Annotated in this window: 14 protein-coding genes; 6 read left to right on the top strand and 8 right to left on the bottom strand. The window is 66.3% G+C overall.

Going from position 1 to position 18,754, the window contains the following annotated elements:
* Positions 1 to 8 precede the first annotated feature (8 nt).
* Positions 9 to 1,289: a cell envelope lipid trafficking protein PgfA gene (gene pgfA, locus AWC07_RS20275; protein ID WP_167380113.1), complete on the bottom strand. Its 1,281-nt coding sequence runs from the start codon at positions 1,287 to 1,289 to the stop codon at positions 9 to 11.
* Positions 1,290 to 1,473: 184 nt separating this feature from the next.
* Here pgfA and AWC07_RS20270 point away from each other — a divergent pair, with 184 nt between their 5' ends.
* The gene (locus tag AWC07_RS20270) at positions 1,474 to 2,649 is read left to right on the top strand and encodes an acyltransferase family protein (RefSeq protein ID WP_036413596.1); all 1,176 of its coding nucleotides are present in this window, start codon (positions 1,474 to 1,476) and stop codon (positions 2,647 to 2,649) included.
* A gap of 7 nt (positions 2,650 to 2,656) precedes the next feature.
* Here the strand turns inward: AWC07_RS20270 and AWC07_RS20265 are convergent, their stop codons facing one another.
* From AWC07_RS20265 to AWC07_RS20240, 6 genes are read right to left on the bottom strand one after another with little or no spacing between them, the layout of a single operon-like run.
* Positions 2,657 to 3,637, bottom strand: coding sequence for a phosphotriesterase family protein (locus tag AWC07_RS20265; RefSeq protein WP_036413589.1), 981 nt, complete (start codon positions 3,635 to 3,637; stop codon positions 2,657 to 2,659).
* Between the two features lie 44 nt (positions 3,638 to 3,681).
* A complete protein-coding gene (locus tag AWC07_RS20260; protein WP_036413586.1) occupies positions 3,682 to 4,383 on the bottom strand; it encodes a class I SAM-dependent methyltransferase in 702 nt (233 codons plus the stop codon).
* Between the two features lie 13 nt (positions 4,384 to 4,396).
* On the bottom strand, positions 4,397 to 5,665 hold the full coding sequence (locus AWC07_RS20255) for an ATP-grasp domain-containing protein (RefSeq protein ID WP_036413583.1): 1,269 nt from the start codon (positions 5,663 to 5,665) through the stop codon (positions 4,397 to 4,399).
* 2 nt (positions 5,666 to 5,667) lie between these two features.
* A complete protein-coding gene (locus tag AWC07_RS20250) occupies positions 5,668 to 6,192 on the bottom strand; it encodes a MaoC/PaaZ C-terminal domain-containing protein (RefSeq protein WP_036413580.1) in 525 nt (174 codons plus the stop codon).
* Entirely contained in the window at positions 6,170 to 7,060 is an 891-nt protein-coding gene (locus AWC07_RS20245) for an HpcH/HpaI aldolase/citrate lyase family protein (protein WP_139829802.1), read from the bottom strand. The genes AWC07_RS20250 and AWC07_RS20245 overlap by 23 nt, the downstream gene beginning before the upstream one ends.
* On the bottom strand, positions 7,057 to 8,313 hold the full coding sequence (locus AWC07_RS20240; RefSeq protein WP_036413575.1) for an aminotransferase class I/II-fold pyridoxal phosphate-dependent enzyme: 1,257 nt from the start codon (positions 8,311 to 8,313) through the stop codon (positions 7,057 to 7,059). Before AWC07_RS20240 ends, AWC07_RS20245 begins: the two co-directional genes overlap by 4 nt.
* A 309-nt stretch (positions 8,314 to 8,622) precedes the next feature.
* Between AWC07_RS20240 and AWC07_RS27120 the strand changes: the two genes are divergently transcribed.
* The 3 genes from AWC07_RS27120 to AWC07_RS20230 all read left to right on the top strand — a co-directional run bounded on the left by AWC07_RS27120 (position 8,623) and on the right by AWC07_RS20230 (position 12,190).
* Positions 8,623 to 9,735 carry a hypothetical protein gene (locus AWC07_RS27120; protein ID WP_139829801.1) on the top strand — a complete coding sequence of 371 codons (1,113 nt, stop codon included), beginning with the start codon at positions 8,623 to 8,625 and terminating at the stop codon, positions 9,733 to 9,735.
* The gene (locus tag AWC07_RS20235) at positions 9,617 to 11,335 is read left to right on the top strand and encodes an acyl-CoA dehydrogenase family protein (protein WP_036413572.1); all 1,719 of its coding nucleotides are present in this window, start codon (positions 9,617 to 9,619) and stop codon (positions 11,333 to 11,335) included. Before AWC07_RS27120 ends, AWC07_RS20235 begins: the two co-directional genes overlap by 119 nt.
* Before the next feature lie 183 nt (positions 11,336 to 11,518).
* Entirely contained in the window at positions 11,519 to 12,190 is a 672-nt protein-coding gene (locus AWC07_RS20230; protein WP_036413569.1) for a TetR/AcrR family transcriptional regulator, read from the top strand.
* A gap of 41 nt (positions 12,191 to 12,231) precedes the next feature.
* On the opposite strand, the gene AWC07_RS20225 is transcribed toward AWC07_RS20230, so the two are convergent.
* Complete coding sequence (locus tag AWC07_RS20225; protein ID WP_036413566.1) at positions 12,232 to 13,605, bottom strand: NADP-dependent succinic semialdehyde dehydrogenase; 1,374 nt, start codon at positions 13,603 to 13,605, stop codon at positions 12,232 to 12,234.
* Between the two features lie 66 nt (positions 13,606 to 13,671).
* Between AWC07_RS20225 and AWC07_RS20220 the strand changes: the two genes are divergently transcribed.
* Together AWC07_RS20220 and AWC07_RS20215 are read left to right on the top strand one after the other, a co-directional pair.
* Positions 13,672 to 15,321 carry an acetolactate synthase large subunit gene (locus tag AWC07_RS20220; RefSeq protein ID WP_036413563.1) on the top strand — a complete coding sequence of 550 codons (1,650 nt, stop codon included), beginning with the start codon at positions 13,672 to 13,674 and terminating at the stop codon, positions 15,319 to 15,321.
* A 106-nt stretch (positions 15,322 to 15,427) separates the two neighbouring features.
* Positions 15,428 to 18,751 carry a serine/threonine-protein kinase gene (locus AWC07_RS20215; RefSeq protein WP_036413561.1) on the top strand — a complete coding sequence of 1,108 codons (3,324 nt, stop codon included), beginning with the start codon at positions 15,428 to 15,430 and terminating at the stop codon, positions 18,749 to 18,751.
* The last annotated feature ends 3 nt before the right edge of the window (positions 18,752 to 18,754 follow it).

The following is an 18,754-nucleotide window of genomic DNA, read 5'->3' as shown; positions in this document are numbered from 1 at the left end:
TCGGCGCGTTAGGTCCGTTCCGGAGGGGAAGGCTTGGGCGGTCCGGATTCCGGCGGCGGTTCGGCCGAGGACGACGCAGGCGGGGACGGGGGCGACTCCGCGTCTGCCGGCAATTCGGGACGCTGGGTGGGCAGTTTCTCGGTCTCGGCTTCTGCTCCGGGCACAGGTTCCTCTAGCCCGGCGCGCCGGAAGTAGTCGGTGTCGTCGCGGTCGAGGCCGGGCTCCGTCAGGGCGCTTTCGGTCCGCAGGCTGAAGGACGCGAGCAGACCGCCACCGACCAGCGCGATCAAGCCGACGGCAGTGAAGGTGATCGGCAACACCCGCGACCACAGCGCCAGCCGGTCGCGCTCGTCGCGTGCGGAGTTGACCTGGGATTCGACCGTTTCCTCGGTGGAGGTGACCTTGTAGTCGGCCAGCGTCACCTCGGGTTTCATCGCCTCGCGGGCGTAGTAGTGATAGGCGCGCTCGGTTTCCTTGACGATGGTGCCGGTCACCGGGTCCACCCAGAAGATTCGCTGCGCGGCGTAGTAGCGGTTCATCGTGATCTGCTCGCCCGGTTCACCCGGAACGCCCCACATCGCCGCGGTCGTGGTGATCTTGCCGTCCTCGTCACCGGCGTACAGCGACGGGTACTTGATCGGGGCGACCAGCTTCCCGTCGGAGCCATAGCCGACGTTCTGCGTGAAGCGGTAGGTGGTTAAGCCGTTGACGTCCTCTTGACTGTCGTAGTTGGCGTCGAACGCCTTCTGCGCGATCGGATCGAAGTAGGGATAGGACTTCTTCTCGGTGTGAAACGGGAAGCGGTAGGCCAGCCCTTCGTGGCGCAGCGGGATGGCGGTCGGCGGGCTCTCGTCGTTGAGACCGCGCGGCTTCTGGACCGCGCCGCCGGTGTGGGTGTCGTCGGAGACGGCCATCGCCGTCTTGCGGTTGAGGGTGACGGTGTCGACGATCGCCAGCAGCAGACCGGTGTCCTTCTGCTTGTCGGTACGCCGCACCGAGGTGCCCACCTGCAGGGTGACCACATCGGCATTGGCCGGAGATTCGACGGTGACCTGCTGTTGGGACACCAGTGGCACATTCTGGTTGACCACCACGTGGTCACCGGACAAGGATGCCGAGTCGAGGGCCGATCCGGTGCCCTGCCTGATCAGGGTGACATCGATATCCAGCGGGATCTTGGCGATCCTGCTGCTGGTGTAGGTCGACAGCAGCAGTGCGGCCATCAGCAGAGCGGCTCCGAGCCCGATCGTCCCTAATGCGGCCATCCGCAACATGACTGCTCGGTTCACGTTGCCGTGACCTCCTTCTCAGACTTCTCAGACCATGGACTCGTCAGTCGCGATCCGCTCCGACCTGACCAAGCAGCGAGGCAAAACCCGTTTGACCCTAACAGCAGAATGTATTGCCCCGGGGTGCCTACCTGTCCCCACTTCGCCGGTGTACCCCATTCGCGCCTCGGTACACGGGCACACTGTGGTGGTGACCGATTGCCAGCGGGTGGGCGGGACGCGCAGCTTCCTGCCCGCCGTGGAAGGGATGCGTGCATGCGCGGCCATGGGCGTGGTCGTCACCCATGCCGCATTCCAGACCGGGCATTCGAGCGGTGTCGCCGGCCGGCTGTTCGGCCGGTTCGATTTGGCCGTGGCGGTATTTTTTGCGCTGTCGGGCTACCTGCTGTGGCGCGGGCATGCGGCGGCGGCGCGAGATCTGGCACCACGCCCGCGCACGAGTCACTATCTAAGATCGCGGGCGGTCCGCATCATGCCGGCCTACGTGGTGGCCGTGGTCGTGATCCTGTCCCTGCTGCCCGACGCCGACCACGCCAGCCCGACGGTGTGGCTGGCGAACCTGACGCTCACCCAGATCTATGTGCCGCTCACCCTGACCGGCGGCCTGACCCAAATGTGGAGCCTGTCGGTCGAGGCCGCCTTCTACCTGGCGCTGCCGGCGCTCGCCTTGCTGGCCCGCCGTATTCCGGTCGGCGCCCGGGTGCCGGCGATCGGCGCCCTGGGTGTGTTCAGCTGGGCCTGGGCCTGGGCCTGGATACCCGTGCACACCGATCCCGGGCTCAACCCGCTGAACTGGCCGCCGGCGTTTTTCTCGTGGTTCGCCGCGGGAATGCTGCTGGCCGAGTGGGCCCACAGCCCGATCGGGTTGCCGCACCGGCTGGCGCGCCGCCGGGTACTCATGGCCGTGGCGGCGGTGTTGGCCTATCTGGTCGCGGCGTCACCGCTGGCGGGCCCGGCGGGCTTGGTTCAGGGCACGGCGACCCAATTCGCGGTGAAGACCGCGATGGGCGCACTGGTGGCGTTCGCGTTGGTCGCGCCGCTGGTGCTGGACCGGCCCGACACGCCGCACCGGGTGCTGGGCACCACCGGCATGGTGACCCTAGGACGTTGGTCTTACGGCCTGTTTATCTGGCACCTGGCCGCCCTGGCGATGGTGTTTCCGGTGATCGGCATCTTTCCGTTCCACGGCCGCATGCCGACGGTGCTGGTGGTGACGCTGGTCTTCGGTTTCGCCATCGCCGCGGTGAGCTACGCGCTGGTCGAGTCGCCGTGTCGGGAAGCGTTGCGCCGCTGGGAGAAACGCGCCAAGCACATCGAGCCGCAGGACGTCGACCGGGAAGCGGACGCGATCGCGCCCTGAGCGCGCGCTACTCGTAGGCGCCCTGACGCTCGAAAATGCGGCGCGGGTTGTCGACGAGCATGGTGTGCAGCTGCTCGTCGGTGACGCCGCGCTGCGTCAGCGCGGGGATCACGTCGTTGTGGATGTGCAGGTAATGCCAGTTGGGCGCGGCGACCGGCAGCAGCGCCTCGGGCAACGCGTCGAAGTAGCAGTTGGCGTCGTGCGAGAGCACCATCTTGTCTGCGTGGCCGCGCTCGCACATCGTCGCCACGATGTTCACCCGGTCCTCGAATGGCAGGATGACGTCGATGCCGAACCGGTCCATCCCCAGGTAGGAGCCGGCGGCGACGAGCTCCTCGAGGTAGCCGACGTCGGTGCTGTCGCCGGAGTGCCCGATGATTACCCGGCTCAGGTCGACGCCCTCCTCTTCGAAGATGCGTTGCTGCTCGAGCCCGCGCCGCAACCCGGCATGAGTGTGCGTGGAGATGGGCACTCCGGTGCGCTTGTGTGCCTGGGCAACCGCCCGCAACACGCGCTCGACGCCGGGGGTGATGCCGGGCTCGTCGGTTGCGCACTTGAGGATCCCCGCCTTGATGCCGGTATCGGCGATGCCCTGCTCGATGTCGCGGACGAACAGGTCGGTCATGATCTCGGGGCCGTCGAGTTGGGTGCCCGGTCCGAGATAGTGGAAACAGAACGGGACGTCGTTGTAGGTGTACAACCCGGTGGCGACGACGATGTTCAGCTCGGTCTGCGCGGCCACCCGCGCGATGCGCGGGATATAGCGGCCCAAGCCGATCACCGTCAGGTCGACGATGGTGTCCACGCCCCGGGACTTCAACACGTTGAGCCGGCCGACCGCATCAGCCACCCGCTTGTCCTCGTCCCCCCAGGCGTCGGGATAGTTCTGCACGACTTCGGTGGTCATGATGAAGACGTGCTCGTGCATGAGCGTGACGCCGAGATCAGCGGTATCGATCGGCCCGCGGGCGGTATTGAGTTCTGACACGTAGGTGATGCTAGGTCGATCCGGCGGTCAGCCGACAGGGTTTGCTAGCGGTACCGTGCCACTTCGAGCCATTCCGTCGATTCGGGATTGGCGGTAATGAACCGCAACCCCGCATCGTCGAGTTCGCCGCGCAGTTCCTCGAGCGTCAGCACTTGGAGATGAAAGCATTGCCGCAACTCCGATCGGTCGACGATCAATGCGTATTCGCCGTCGACCAGCCCCTCGGAATTGCAGTGGATTGTGACGCAGACCGTGACGTCGCCGAGGGCCTTCGATTCCGTCCAGCCGGAGGGCCGAGCGGCCCAATACGGCGGCGGCTTCCACTGGATCACGGCCTTGCCGGTGGGCTTGAGATGGCGTGCTATCGAAGTGAGCACCGCCCGTCGCAGGTCATCGCCGCGGTAATGAATCAGGTTGGTGGCCAACAGGACTGCATCGAACCTCTCGTCCAGCTGCAGGTCCTCGATGCGGGCGCGCACCGGCCGCGCGTGCCGAACCTCGGCGAGCATGCGCGCGGAGTCGTCGACGGCGGTGACGCGGTGGCCGAGTTGAGCGAGCGGGTCGGCGATCCGTCCGGTTCCGGCGCCCAGTTCCAGCACCGAGCTGCGCGGTGGCAGCAGGGCGTGCAGCTGCTCGGCCTCGCCGGTCGGCGGCATCCGGCGGTAGAGCTCGACGAGGCTTCCGTCGGCGGTCCGCTCATTGTCTGAATCGAGCCGGCCGTCGAGCTGGCAGTAACACTGCGGCATCGAAATTCCCTTTCTAGGCAAGCTCGTAGAAGCTCACGCCGTCGAGGTAGCGCAGCGTCCAAAGATCGCGGGCCACCACCTCGCCGACCTCGTGCACCAGCGTGACGAAGATCGGGTAGGTCAGGTCGTCGGTGGTAAGCGACAGGTACTCCCCGGGAGTCACCCGCACTTGCATGTCGTGGAAGCTTGGCAGCTCCTTGATGGTTTCCAGGCCGCGATAAGCGATCAGCGTGCCGCTGCAGGGGGCGACCATGGTGGCACGGGCGACGTGTTGGTGCAGGACGTAGGGCCGCCCGCGGCTATGGGTGAAGGTCTGCGGCCGCACGTAGGCGTCCACCATCCAGTCGAGCTGCGACTGTCCGGTGCCCAACCGCGCGCTCGCAGGCAGGTTGGCGCCGGCTATTCGCGCTCCCACCTCGACCAGGCAGGGCCCATCCGGCGTCATCTTGATTTCGGCATGCGCCGCGCCGTGCTGGATACCGAGGGCGTCGAGCACTTCGAAGGTGTACGCAACCAGCTCGTCCTGCACTTCGCCGACCGCGGGCAGCAGCCGCCAGGCAACCAGGAGATCGGGAATACCGTTGGCGCCGACGCGGTACGACTCCCAGATGTCGCACACCTGGTGCACCCCGTCGCGGCTGACCGTGTCGATCGTGTATTCGGTGCCGATCAGGCACTCCTGCGCCACGACGCCGTCATCGCACTGCGACAGGATGTTTTTACGCCCGTTGAGCCGGCGGAAGGCTTGTACGGCATCCTCGGGGCCGCGGCACCAGCTGACACCGTCGTTGGCGGCGCTGCGCAGTGGCTTGAGGATGATGGTTCCGCCAATGTCGTTGTGCCAGCTACGAAGTTGGTCTTCGGATTGCACCAGGATCTGCCGGGCTCCGCGCAGGCCTTGTTGTTTGATGCGCTCGATCATCAGGTACTTGTCGCGCCGGGCGGCGCTTCGCGCCGTTCCGTTGGTGGGCGCGCCCGTGATCGGGTGCAGGGCTTCGCTCAACGCGTCGGCCAGCTCTACTCCCGGTTCGGTGCCGGCCACAACCGCAACGGGGTGGTAAGGCGCCAGCGTTGCCAGCGTCGCGGCTAGGTCGCCGCCGTGCACGATGTCGACGGTGTAGGGGAATCGATCCGGCTGACCGCGCAACCCTATCGGCGCCTCAGGGGTGCTCTGCACCCGCAACGGGGCATACCCCGCGTCAAGGAAACCTTGCGCCAGTTCGGTTCCGATCGCGCCGTAGCTGTCGACCAGTACGACATGTCCGCTTACCTCGCCCTGCAACGTCAGTACCCGGCCTGATCTTCGAGATCGTGGTCGCGAGTGGGCAGCAGGAACTGCCGTTGGCAGGTCAGAAACAGGGTGCCGTCCGCCTTGATGCCACGCGTGGCGCAGCTGACGATGCCTTGGTTGGGACGGGATTTCGACAGGCGCTTGTCCAGGTACTCGGTCTCGGCGTAGATGGTGTCGCCGACGAACACCGGGGCAACCAGACGGATGTTGTCCCAGCCGAGATTGGCCAGGCCCCGAGCGCTGGTGCTTTGCACGCTCATGCCGGAGACGATGGACAGCGTGACCAGGCTCGACACCAAAGGTCGCTGCCACTCGGTCTTTTCGCAGTACGCGTCGTCAATGTGCAACGGGTGCAAGTTCAGTGACAGCAACGACATCCAGATGTTGTCGGCCTCGGTGAGCGTGCGGCCCGGCCGGTGCTCGACGATGATCCCCACTTCGATGTCTTCGTATACGACGCCGCGCGACTCCCGCCAGCGCCGGTCGCCAACCTTCTTATATGCGCGAACTTGATCCATGGCCCATCCCATCCTTAACCGACTCGGCGCGACGCAACAGCCGGCGCGCCGCGGCGACCATCGGCGGGCCGACCATTTGTCCGTCCAGGACACCGATCGACCGCGACCGTCCATCCACCATGTCGATGATGCGGCGCGCCCGTTCCACCTCGGCCGGCAACGGGGTAAAGCCCTCATTGATCGCCGCCACCTGCCGAGGATGGATGGCGGCCTTGCCGTGGAAGCCGAGCTCGCGCGATCGCTCCACGTCGATCTTGAGGGCCAGGTCGGCGTTGAGGTCGAAGGTGGGCGCGTCGATTGCCGCGATACCGGCCGCGGCGGCCGCCGCGACGATACGCGAGCGTGCGTAAAGCAACGGCTCCCACACCATTGAGGTGCCTAGCTCGGACGCGAAGTCAGCGGCTCCGAAAACCAGCGCGCGGACCCGCCCAGTGGCGGTCGCGATCTCCTCAACCTGGGACAGGCCGGCCGGTGTTTCGATCGTTGCCAGGAACGCGATGTCGCCAAGCTGCTCACCGAGCATGTCCTGCAGCATGAGCAGATCGTGCGCACTATCTACCTTGGGGATCAGCAGCGCGTCGGGCCGGATGGCGCCGCAGGCGAGCGCCAGAATGTCGCGTAAACCGTCGGTGGTGCGCATGCTATTGATCCGCAGCGCGCGAACGCACCCGGTGCAAGCCCCGTCGAACATTCCGGTCGCGTGACGACGAGCGTCCGCGCGGTGGGTGGGCGGCACCGAGTCTTCCAGATCCAGCGTGCATACGTCGGCGCCTGACTGCAGGGCCGCCTGGTACTGGCGCGGATTGACCGCACTGGTCATCAGCATGCTGCGAAACACCCACGGCTGGTTCAACATTGGACTACTCACGGTGAAACACCAACAAGGTCCGGTGATTCCATCGTCACCAACTCATTGACGGTCTGACAGAACCGGCGGATGTCGTCGGGGTCGTTGTCGGCGCGCAGCATGATTCGAAGTCCCGCATGGCCTTTGGCGGTAACCGGGAAGAAGACCGCCGAGGTGTAGAAGCCGCCTTCCAGAATTCGGCTCGACAGGCCGATCGCCTTGGATTCCGCGCCGATCGGGATGAGCCGGATCGCGGTGTTCAAGCCGGACTGCGGGGTGGCAATCAGACTGTCGAATAGAGCCGCGTTCTGGCGCAGCCGCTGCTGGCGCTGTGCGAGCTCGGGTGAATTGTGTACCCGCAGCGAACCCAGGCATCCGCCAATGGTCGGCCCGTTCTGCGGCTGAGACCAGGCCAGCGGGCCGCCGAAGCGCATCAGGACGTCATAGTGTTTTTCCGCGCCCAACATGATGACGCCCCCGGTGGCGCCGAACCCTTTCCCAAGCGAGCCGACGATGACGGTCAGTGGATTGAGCTGCTCGGGCATCAGGGACCGCACGATTCCTTCGCCCCGGGTGCCGTACATCGCCAACGAGTGCGAATCGTCGAAGAACAGGTGCAAGCCGTAGCGGTCCTGCAACTCCAGTAGCTCGTGCACCGGCGCGACGCCGCCCAGCGAGTAGGCGCCGTCGGCGACGTAGGCCACCCGCTTATGCCTTTTACACATGTCCTCGAGGTAGTTGAGGTCGTTGTGCGGGCAGGTGAAGACCGGTGCTTCGTCGGCACAGATGGGCTTGATGTAGTTGAGCGAGAAGTGGCTGTGCTTGTCGAACACCATGACGCGCGGTTCCCCGTCGTCGGTCAAGTGGCCCGACGCGATCAGCGGCAACACGGCGGCGCTGGCCACCGACGCGGAAATTGCGGCGACGCTGCGGGCGCGGTACAAGGCCGAGAGTCCGGCTTCGAGTTCGTCGAGAATGGAGAACCGGATACGCAGCCGCGAGACGGGCAGCGCGAACGTCTGCTCGGAATCAATCGCCGTACGCGCGCCTTCCAGCACCCACGGATGTGAATGCAGCCCCAGGTAGGAACACGAAACCATGTTGATGAAGCGATGACCGTCGCGCTGGCGCTCCAGCCGGTTGTTGCCGACGTAGCGGACGCTGTTGTCCAGCAGGTGGTTGTCGGCCGCGGCCTGCCACGCCGGATTGCCGGCGTGGACGGCCTTGGCGTTGTTGCGGAAGCGGTGTGCCCCGGGCTGCTCGTTCGAATCCATCAATGGGTCTCCTTCAGATGGGTGCGCGGTAACACGGACGCGGGAGCCGGCGTGGCTGCCAACCCGTCGCTGAAGTCCCGAAGGTTTCCAGATCCCCGACCTCTGCCTATGCCGGCCGCCCAAGTTACTTAGAACGGTAAAGAAATTTGCCGTCGCGGCACTCCACCGATCGGTCCGGTCCGCATGGCGAATCTTTTGTCCCCCGATCGGGGGGCACCAGACGACACAGGATTCATCCTGCGCAATGCCCGCTTAGCCGACAGACGTCGCCGCGTCTTTCCGGCACTGTTATCCCATGGTGATGACCTGATGCCCTGGCTTGCCCTGATCGCGGGTAACGGTTTGCACGCGGTGATAACGGCGCTGTTGGGGTTGTCGATGATCACTCCGGCGGACAGCCTGCTGATCTTGGCGATCGCCGCCGCGGCGTGCACCCTCTTCGGGGGCTTAGCGTCCCGCGTAACCGGGCGAAACCGCGAGGCTTCGGGTGCCGGAACCGGCGTGGCGGCAACCCGCACCCTGGGCTGGCTGAACTTGTGGACCGCCGTGACGTTCGTCGCCTTCTTCTTGGGTGTGGCGGTCTACGGCGCGGCGGTGGTGTTCACGCTGGGGGCCTCGTTGGCTCCCCTTGCGGTGACCGCCTGGTCGGGCCTTCGGGCGGGTCGCGGCGCTGCCACGACGCGCCCCAGCGCCGCTCAATGGTGGGCGGTCGGCGTGCTTGCCGTGCTGGGCGCCGCGCTGGTGGCCGCGCTGGCCGGGACGGATTCCCGCGGCATCGGGGCGCTGCTGGTGGCGTCTGCGCTGGGCGTCATCGACGGATTCGCGGCCGGCGGGGTGGCGATCGTTTCCCGCAGTTTGGGGTCCAACGGAATCAGTGTTTGGCAGGTGATGGCTCACCGCTACTACGCCACCGTGGTGGTGGCCGCCGCCGCGTTGCTCATCCTGGTCCCGTGCGGACTGCTCGCCGCGCCCAGAATGTCGGTCGGCATGTCGATCGGGGCGGCGTTCGCCTCTCTTGTGGTGCCATTTTTCTTGATGCAGTACGCCATTCAGCGGTTGGCGCCGGTACTGGTGACAGGAACGCTGGCGTTGGTCCCGGCCATCGCGCTGTTCGTCGAGATTGCGGTCGGACATGCGGTGAGCTGGCCCGCGTTATTGCTCGCGCTGCTGATTGTGCCGGCCAGTGTGGCGATATTTGCCACCCAACAGGAGCCGGTAGCAGTACCGCCGCCGCCGCAGCCGCGCCAATGGCGTACCGTCTACGCTCGTCCTTTTCCGAAGTCTCGTACCGGGAGCCACCCTCATGCTGCTCAATCCCAACAACCTGCAACGCAAATATCCCGACCGGCGTTCAGCGGAGATCATGCAGGCCACCGTGGACTTCTTCGAGTCTCGGGGCAAGGCAAAGCTCAAGCACGATGACCACGAGCGGGTGTGGTACTCCGACTTTCTGGACCACATCGGCAGGGAACGGATCTTCGCCTCGCTGCTGACCCCCGCGCAGTACGGCGCTTCGGACTGCCGCTGGGACACCTACCGGATCAGCGAGTTCGCCGAGATCATCGGCTTCTACGGGCTGAGCTACTGGTACCCGTTCCAGGTGACGGCGCTGGGCCTGGGCCCGATCTGGATGAGCGACAACGAGGACGCTAAGCGCAAGGCCGCCGCCCAGCTGGAGCAGGGCGAGGTGTTCGCTTTCGGGCTGTCGGAGCAGGCGCACGGCGCCGACGTCTATCAGACCGACATGATCTTGACCCCCGCAAAAGATGTTGGGCACGGCTGGGTCGCTAATGGCGAGAAGTACTACATCGGTAACGCCAACGTCGCCCGGATGGTGTCGACCTTCGGCAAGATCGCGGGGTCCTCGGGTAACCCTGACGAATACGTCTTCTTCACCGCCGACTCCCGGCACGACCGCTATGAGCTGAAGAAGAACGTGGTCAACTCGCAGAACTACGTGGCGAACTATGCGCTACACGACTACCCGGTCACCGAGGCCGACCTGCTGCACCGTGGGATGGGCGCCTTCCACGCCGCGCTCAACACCGTCAACGTGTGCAAGTACAACCTGGGCTGGGGTGCGGTCGGCATGTGCACCCACGCCATGTACGAGTCGGTCACCCACGCCGCCAACCGGCACCTGTACGGCACCGTCGTCACCGACTTCAGTCACGTGCGCCGGCTGCTCACCGACGCCTACGCGCGGCTGGTCGCGATGCGGCTGGTCGCGACCCGGGCCAGCGACTACATGCGCAGCGCCTCGGCCGACGACCGTCGCTACCTGCTGTACAGCCCGCTCACCAAGGCCAAGGTCACCAGCGAGGGCGAGCGCGTCATCACCGCGCTGTGGGACGTCATCGCCGCCAAGGGCGTGGAGAAGGACACCTTCTTCGAGACCGTGGCCCGCGAGATCGGGCTGCTGCCGCGGCTGGAAGGCACCGTCCACATCAACATCGGGCTGCTCGGCAAGTTCATGCCCAACTACCTGTTCGCCCCCGACGCCGCGCTGCCGCTGATCGGCCGCCGAGACGACGCCGCCGACGACACATTCCTGTTCAACCAGGGTCCGACCGGTGGCCTGGGCAAGGTGCGTTTCCACGATTGGCGCGCGTCCTTCGACAGCTACGCCCACCTACCCAATATCGCGCTGCTGCGCGACCAGATCGACGTGCTTGCCGAGATGCTGGCCAGCGCTACCCCGGATGCGTTGCAGCAGAAGGACATTGACTTCGCCTTCGGTGTGGGGCAGTTGTTCGCGACGGTGCCCTACGCCCAGCTCATCCTGGAGGAGGCCCCGCTGTCGGGTGTGGACGAGGCGCTGATCGACGAGATCTTCGGCTTGCTGGTACGCGACTTCAACAGCTATGCCGTTGAGCTGCACGACAAGTCCGCCACCACGGACGAACAGGCCCGTTTCGCGATGCGGATGATCCGCCGTCCCGTCCACGACCCGGCGCGTTACGACCGGATCTGGAAGGAACACGTGCTACCGCTCAACGGCGCGTACCAGATGCGGCCATAAGCGGCGCACGGGTCGCTTCGATCCAGCCGCATACGCCAATCGCGCTGGAGGTTCACCCGGTAGCAGTCCGACGGCGTTGATGTGGCTGGCGAGTTCGGGACAGTCGCGGTGCTGAGCTGGGCGACCTTGACTATGACGCACCTCACACTAGAATGACCAGCGGTCATCGATGCGAGGAGGCGTATGCCGACGGTGACATGGGCGCGTGTCGACCCGGCTCGCCGGGCGGCCATCGTTGAAGCCGCCGAGGCCGAGTTCGGGGCACACGGGTTTTCCAACGGCAGCCTTAACGTCATCGCACGGCGCGCGCGGGTCGCCAAGGGGAGCCTGTTCCAATACTTTGCCGACAAGCGAGACCTCTACGCGTTCATCGCCGACATCGGCAGCCAGCGGGTGCGCTCCCACATGGAGAAGCTCATCCGCGAGCTCGATCCCAGCCGGCCGTTCTTCGAATTTCTCACCGACCTGCTCGACGGCTGGGTGGCTTACTACGCCGAACATCCCCGTGAACGTGCCCTTCATGCCGCGGCGACGCTGGAGGTCGACACCGACGCCCGGATCAGCGTCCGCAGTGTCATTCATCGGCATTACCTGGAAGTGCTGCGGCCGTTGGTACGCGATGCGCAGAACCGTGGTGACTTGCGCGCCGATGCCGACATCGACGTGTTGTTGTCCCTGCTGCTGCTGATCTTTCCGCACTTGGCGCTGGCGCCCTACATGCGCGGTCTGGACCCCGTGCTGGGGCTCGACGAACCCACGCCCGAGCAGCCGGCGCTGGCCGTGCGCAGGCTGGTAGCCGTACTGGCGGCGGCCTTCACCCCGAAACTCTCCCCGGAAATTCAGGAGGTCACCTGACACGGACGCGGTCAGCCGGCGTCCGCTCGCCAACCAAACAGTTAGCCGACCCAGACGGCTTTGGCGTTGCAGAATTCGCGGATCCCGTGTCCGGAAAGTTCCCGGCCGTAGCCGGACCGCTTGATGCCGCCGAACGGCAATTCCGGGTAGGACACCGTCATGCCGTTGATGAAGACCTGCCCGGCCTCGATTTCGTCGACAAAGCGCTGTTGCTCGGCCTCGTCGCGGGTCCAGGCGTTGGACCCCAGCCCGAACGTCGTGGCGTTGGCGATCTCGATCGCTTCGTCGATGTCGGCGGCCCGGTACACCGAGGCGACGGGCCCGAAGACCTCCTCGGTGTAGAGCGCCATGTCCTTGGTGATGTCGGTGATCACCGTCGGGGGATAGAACCAGCCCGGCCGGTCCGGGGACTTACCGCCGCAGCGGATCACCGCGCCCGCCGCCGCGGCGTCGTCGACCTGCTTGGCGATCTCGTCGCGGCCCGACTCGGTGGCCAGCGGTCCCACGTCGGTGTCCGGGTCGGTCGGGTCACCGACCCGCAGCGCAGCCATCCGCGCGACGAACTTGTCGACGAAGGCGTCGTAGATGTCGGCGTGCGCGATGAACCGCTTTGCGGCGATGCAGGATTGGCCGTTGTTCTGCACCCGGGCGGTGACGGCCGTCTTGACCGCCTCGTCCAGGTCGGCCGACGGCATCACGATGAACGGGTCGCTGCCGCCGAGCTCGAGTACGGTGGGCTTGATCTCGTCACCGGCGATGGCGCCCACCGACTGGCCGGCCGGTTCGCTGCCGGTCAACGTGGCCGCGGCCACCCGCGGATCTCGCAAGATGTCTTCCACCGCGCTGGACGGGACCAGCAACGTCTGGAAGCAACCGTCGGGAAACCCGCCGCGGACGATGACGTCGGCGAGATACAACGCGCACTGCGGCACATTCGACGCGTGCTTCAACAGACCCACGTTGCCGGCCATCAGGGCGGGCGCGGCGAACCGGACCGCCTGCCACAGCGGGAAGTTCCACGGCATCACGGCCAGCACCACCCCCAGCGGTTGGTAGCGGGTGTAGGCGCTGGCGGCCCCGACCTTCGCCGCGTCGATCGGCTCGTCGGCGAGCAGCGCTTCGGTGTTCTCGGCGTAGTAGCGAAATCCCTTGGCGCACTTGAGCACCTCGGCCTTCGCCGAGGCCAGCGTCTTGCCCATCTCGAGTGTCATCACCGCCGCGGTCTGGTCGGCCTCGGCCTCGAGCAGGTCGGCGGTGGCGTTGGCCCACTGGGCGCGCTGCGCGTAGCTGGTGTGGCGGTAGTCGGCGAACCGCTCATAGGCGCGCGCGATTGCGGCGTCGACTTCTTCGCGGGTCGCCGGTGTGAAGGTCTTGACGGTTTCTCCGGTGGCGGGGTTGATCGAGGCGATGGGCACGGTGACATCCTCTGCTGGTGGTCTAGCGGAAGGTTCCCCGCCCAGCCTGCCACTATTGTGGCCAGTGTGACTACCGCCGCCCAGCTCATGGTGAAGTGCCTGGAAAGCGAGGGGGTTTCCGTCGTCTTCGGGATACCGGGCGAGGAGAACATCCGCTTCGTACAGGCGTTGGCCGCATCGGACATCCGCTATGTGCTCACCCGCCACGAGCAGGCGGCGGCGTTCATGGCCGAGATGTACGGCCGGGTCACGGGCCGCGCGGCGGTGGTGTCGGCGACGTTGGGGCCGGGAGCGATCAACATGCAGCTCGGTGTCGCCGACGCGACCACCAACAGCACCCCGATGGTCGCGATCTCCGCGCAGGTGGGTCAGGACCGGGAGTTCAAGGAGTCGCACCAGTACGTCGACCTGGTGTCGATGTTCGCCCCCATCACCCGCTGGGCGGCCGGCGTCCCCACCGCGCGTGCCATACCTGAGATGTTCCGCAAGGCCTTCAAGGTCGCCGAGACCGAACGCCCGGCGGCGGTGTACCTGGCGGTGCCCGAGCATCTGGATGCCGACGCAGCCGACCATTCCGACCTGGCTCCGCTGCCCCGGAATGTGGTGCGCGCCGAGGCGCCGGCGGCCGGTCAGGTGGCACGCGCCGTCGAGATTCTGCGCGCGGCACGCCGGCCCGTCGTGCTGGCCGGACATGGCGCTGCCCGGGGCGATGCGACGGCGGCGCTGGTCCGCTTGTCCGAAGGGGTCGGCGTGCCGGTGGCCAACACCTTCCACGGCAAGGGCGTGATGCCCGACGACCACCCCAACAGCATTGGCACCATGGGGTTCATGCGGCACGACTACGTCAACTTCGGGTTCGACGAAGCCGACGTCGTGATCGCCGTCGGTTACGAGCTGCAGGAGTTCGATCCCGTCCAGATCAATCCGGGCGGCGACAAGAAGATCATTCATATCCACCGTTTCCCGGCCGAGGTCGACGCGCACTATCCGGTTGACGTCGGGATCATCGGCGACATCAGCGCCTCCCTGGATGCGCTGACGGACGCGCTGTCCGGCCACCGCTTCGACTGCGGAACCGACGTACCCGGCTCCGGCTTGCTCAAAGAGGAATTCGCTCGGGGACAACATGATTCGCGTTATCCGCTGGCGCCGCAGCGGGTGGTCGCCGACATCCGCGCGGCGTTGGGCCGCAGCGACGTGGTGCTGGTGGACACCGGGGCCACCAAGATGTGGATGGCCCGGCTGTACCCGACGTACGAGCATAACACCTGTTTGATCTCGAATGGCTTGTCCACCATGGGTTTCGCCCTGCCAGGGGCCCTCGGGGTCAAGCTGGCCCGGCCCGGGTCGAAGGTGCTGGCCGTCGTCGGCGACGGCGCATTCCTGATGAACTCGCAGGAAATCGAGACCGCCGTGCGGGAGCGGATACCGCTGGTGGTGCTGATCTGGGAGGATGGCGGCTACGGCCTGATCGAATGGAAGATGGATCTTGAACTCGGCGAACACTATTACGTCAAGTTCGGCAATCCCGATGTGATGAGCTACGCGAAAAGCTTTGGCGCCAACGGTTATCGCATCACCAGCGCCGAGGAATTGCTGCCGACGCTGAAAGCCGCACTCGACGACGATGGCGTCTCGCTGATCTCCTGTCCCGTCGACTACTCCGAGAACCTGCGCCTGACGGATCGGCTCGGACAGTTGGACAGCACGCTGTAGCGTAGCCCGGCCCGGCGAGAATCCCGTTTTCGCTGACCGCGATCGGCGCTAGGGTGTCAGTGTCAGCGGAGCTCAACAGGCTCCCTGGGGAGGATAGTGACCGGCGATGATCGACGTCGATTCGCACCCGACACAGCGGGGTCTGGTCCCCGACATCCCCGCGGAACTGCGCGAGGCGGGATTCGACGACGTCACCGAGGTCGGACGGGGCGGTTTCGGGGTCGTCTACCGGTGCGCCCAGCCGCTGCTGGACCGCACAGTCGCGGTCAAGGTGCTGACCACCGACCTGGATCCGGAAAACCTCGACCGCTTCCTGCGTGAGCAGCATGCCATGGGCAAGCTGTCCGGCCACCCGAACATCGTGACCATCCTGCAGGTCGGCACCACGGTGAGCGGCCGGCCGTTCATCGTCATGCCCTACCACGCCAAGAATTCGCTGGAATCGCTGATCCGTAGGCACGGGCCGCTGGATTGGAGTGAGACGCTGCGCATCGGCGTGAAGCTGGCGGGTGCACTCGAGGCCGCCCATCGTGCCGGCATCCTGCACCGCGACGTCAAGCCCGCAAACATCCTGCTGACCGAGTACGGCGAACCGGAGCTGACCGACTTCGGCATCGCCAGGATGGCCGGCGGCTTCCAGACCGCCACCGGGATCATCACCGGCTCGCCGGCGTTCACCGCACCCGAAGTGCTCGAAGGCAAGGCGCCCACACCGGCATCGGATCTGTATTCCCTTGGCGCTACCCTGTTTTGCGCGCTGACCGGGCACGCCGCATTCGAGCGCCGCAGCGGTGAGAAGGTCATCGCCCAGTTCCTGCGCATCACGTCGCAGCCGGTACCGGATCTGCGGGAACACGGCCTGCCGGCCGACGTGGCCGCACTCATCGAACGGGCGATGGCCCGCGATCCCGCAGCGCGCCCGAAAAGTGCGGCGGAGTTCGGCGACGAGCTGCGCGACGTTCAGCGCGCCAGCGGCGTGGCCGTCGACGAGATGGCCCTGCCCGTCGACCTGGGTGTGGAGCGCCGGACGTCGCCGGTGGCTCCGTCGGCGGTGCGGCGGGACACCGGAGCCACGCCGACACCGCCGACACCGACGACGAAGTACCGACCGCCGGTTCCGACCCGATCGCTGGTTGTCCGTAACCGGCTGCTCGACGTGTTGCGGGCGGGAGGCCGGCGACGGCTGGCCCTCATCCACGCGCCCTCCGGCTTCGGTAAGAGCACGCTGGCGGCCCAGTGGCGCGAGGAGCTGGGCAATCGGGTACCCGTCGGCTGGCTGACCATCGACGACGACGACAACAACGTGGTGTGGTTTCTGGCGCACCTGCTCGAGTTGATCCGGCAGGTTCGCCCGGCGCTTGCCGCGTCGCTGGGGCAGCTGCTCGACGAGCATGGCGACGACGCCGCCCGATATGTGCTGACCGCGCTCATCGACGAGATACACCACAAGGACGATCGGCTGGTGGTGGTCATCGACGACTGGCACCGGGTGTCGGATCCTCAGACCGTCGGCGCACTCGGTTTTCTGCTCGAGCGCGGCTGCCACCATTTGCAAGTGATCGTGACCAGCTGGTCACGTGCCGGGCTACCGGTGAGCAAATTGCGCATACGCGACGAACTAGTCGAAATCGATGGTGAGGCATTGCGTTTCGACGTCGACGAGGCGCGAGCGCTGCTCAACGATGTCGATGGCCTGCGGCTGTCTGATGGCGACGTGCGGGCACTGGCCACCTCGACCGACGGATGGGTCGCCGCGCTGCAATTGGCGGCGTTGTCGCTGCGCGGCGGGGCCGATGCCGGCAGCCTGGTGAGCCGGATGTCCGGTGCGAGCGAGATGATCGGCGATTTCCTTGCCGAGAACGTGCTGGACAGCCTGGAACCGGAGTTGCTCGACTTCTTGCTGGCGACATCGGTCACCGGGCGCACCTGTGGTGGGCTGGCGTCCGCGTTGGCCGAGGTGCCGCGCGGGCAGGCAATGCTGGAAGACATCGAGCAGCGCGGCCTGTTCCTGCAGCGAATCGACAAGGACCCGACCTGGTTTCGCTACCACCACTTGTTCGCCGAATTCCTGCGCCACCGGCTCGAACGTGATCACCCCGAGCGGGTAGCCCAACTCCATCGCGTGGCTTCGGACTGGTTCGCCGAACACGGCTACCTCAACGAAGCCGTCGACCACGCGCTGGCCTCGGGCGACGCCGCCCGGGCGGTCGACCTGGTCGAGCAGGACGAGACCAACCTGCTCGAGCAATCGAAGATGACGACGCTGCTGGAAATCGTCAAGAAACTGCCGCCGCGATTGGTGGTTTCGAGAGCGCGGCTGCAGCTGACCCTGGCGTGGGCGAACGTTCTGCTGCAACGGCTGGCGCCCGCCGCCGCGGCGCTGAAGTCATTCGAGACGGCCCTGAATAGCGCAGGCCTCAGCGACGTGATGCGCGCAGATTTGCGGGTGGAGGCCGACGTGCTGCGCGCAGTCGGCGAGGTCTTCGCCGACCGGGTGGACGCCGTCGATCATCTGGTTGCCGAGGCGCTGGCGCGCCCTGACAGCTTCCATCCGCGGGTGGGCGGCGTGGCAGGAGGCCTGGCAGCGTTCGCGGCAGTCCACCGTTTCGAGTTCGACGCCGCGAATCGGCTGCTCGCGTGGGCGGAGCCCTACCAGGAGATGCTGGGCCCCTTCGTCGGCGTGTACGCACATTGCTTCGGCGGCATCGCGGCCAGGTATGTGCTCGACATTCCCGGCGCCCTGAGGAATTTCCGGGAAGCCTACGAGATGGGCGTGACGGCGGGACAGCACTCCTACGCCGCGCGGCTCGCCAGCGCGCTTCTCGGTGAATTGCTCTACCAGACAGGCGAATTAGCGGAGGCCACGCGTCTGCTGGATGAGGGCTACCAGCTGGAATCCGTGGGTGCCGGAGTCGACACCATGATCGCCAGATACGTGACGGGCGCACGAGTCAAGGCAGTGCAAGGAGATCGCGGCGCCGCGATCGATCGCCTCACCGATGGCATGGCGGCTGCGGAGCGGCTGCGGCTGCCGCGGTTGGCGGCGGCCGTCAACAACGAGCGAATCCGGCTGGGCATCGAGATCCCGCAGGAGGTCGCCGCGCGGTTGCGCGCGACCCGCACCATCCCACAACACGACGGCATCGCCACGATCATCGCCGAACTCGACGAGGACTCCGCCATTCGCCTGTTGTCGGCGAGCGACTCGGCCGACGATCACGACCAGGCATGCCGGCGCGCCGCCGAGCTGCTGGCCGGAATCGACGGCGCGCGAAGGCCCTGGGCGGCCTTGGGCGCGCAGCTGCTGCTGGTCGAAACACTCAGGGCCACAGGGAAAACCGACGACGCCAACGCCATGATCCCAGCGGTGGTCGGGTGTTGCCGCGACCACGGACTGTCGGGGCTGCTTACGGACGCGGGACTGGGCTGAAGA

The organism is Mycobacterium gastri (assembly GCF_002102175.1).
In the GTDB taxonomy this organism is placed as follows: domain Bacteria; phylum Actinomycetota; class Actinomycetes; order Mycobacteriales; family Mycobacteriaceae; genus Mycobacterium; species Mycobacterium gastri.
Note: the sequence above shows the minus strand (reverse complement) of the source record. Positions and strands in the feature narration are given on the sequence as shown.

Excerpts from the sequence above, each read along its gene's own strand:
- AWC07_RS20260 (WP_036413586.1), bottom strand. The coding sequence starts at position 4,383 with ATGCCGCAGTGTTACTGCCAGCTCGACGGCCGGCTCGATTCAGACAAT.
- AWC07_RS20250 (WP_036413580.1), bottom strand. The coding sequence starts at position 6,192 with ATGGATCAAGTTCGCGCATATAAGAAGGTTGGCGACCGGCGCTGGCGG.
- AWC07_RS20240 (WP_036413575.1), bottom strand. The coding sequence starts at position 8,313 with ATGGATTCGAACGAGCAGCCCGGGGCACACCGCTTCCGCAACAACGCC.
- AWC07_RS27120 (WP_139829801.1), top strand. The coding sequence starts at position 8,623 with ATGCCCTGGCTTGCCCTGATCGCGGGTAACGGTTTGCACGCGGTGATA.
- AWC07_RS20235 (WP_036413572.1), top strand. The coding sequence starts at position 9,617 with ATGCTGCTCAATCCCAACAACCTGCAACGCAAATATCCCGACCGGCGT.
- AWC07_RS20230 (WP_036413569.1), top strand. The coding sequence starts at position 11,519 with ATGCCGACGGTGACATGGGCGCGTGTCGACCCGGCTCGCCGGGCGGCC.
- AWC07_RS20215 (WP_036413561.1), top strand. The coding sequence starts at position 15,428 with ATGATCGACGTCGATTCGCACCCGACACAGCGGGGTCTGGTCCCCGAC.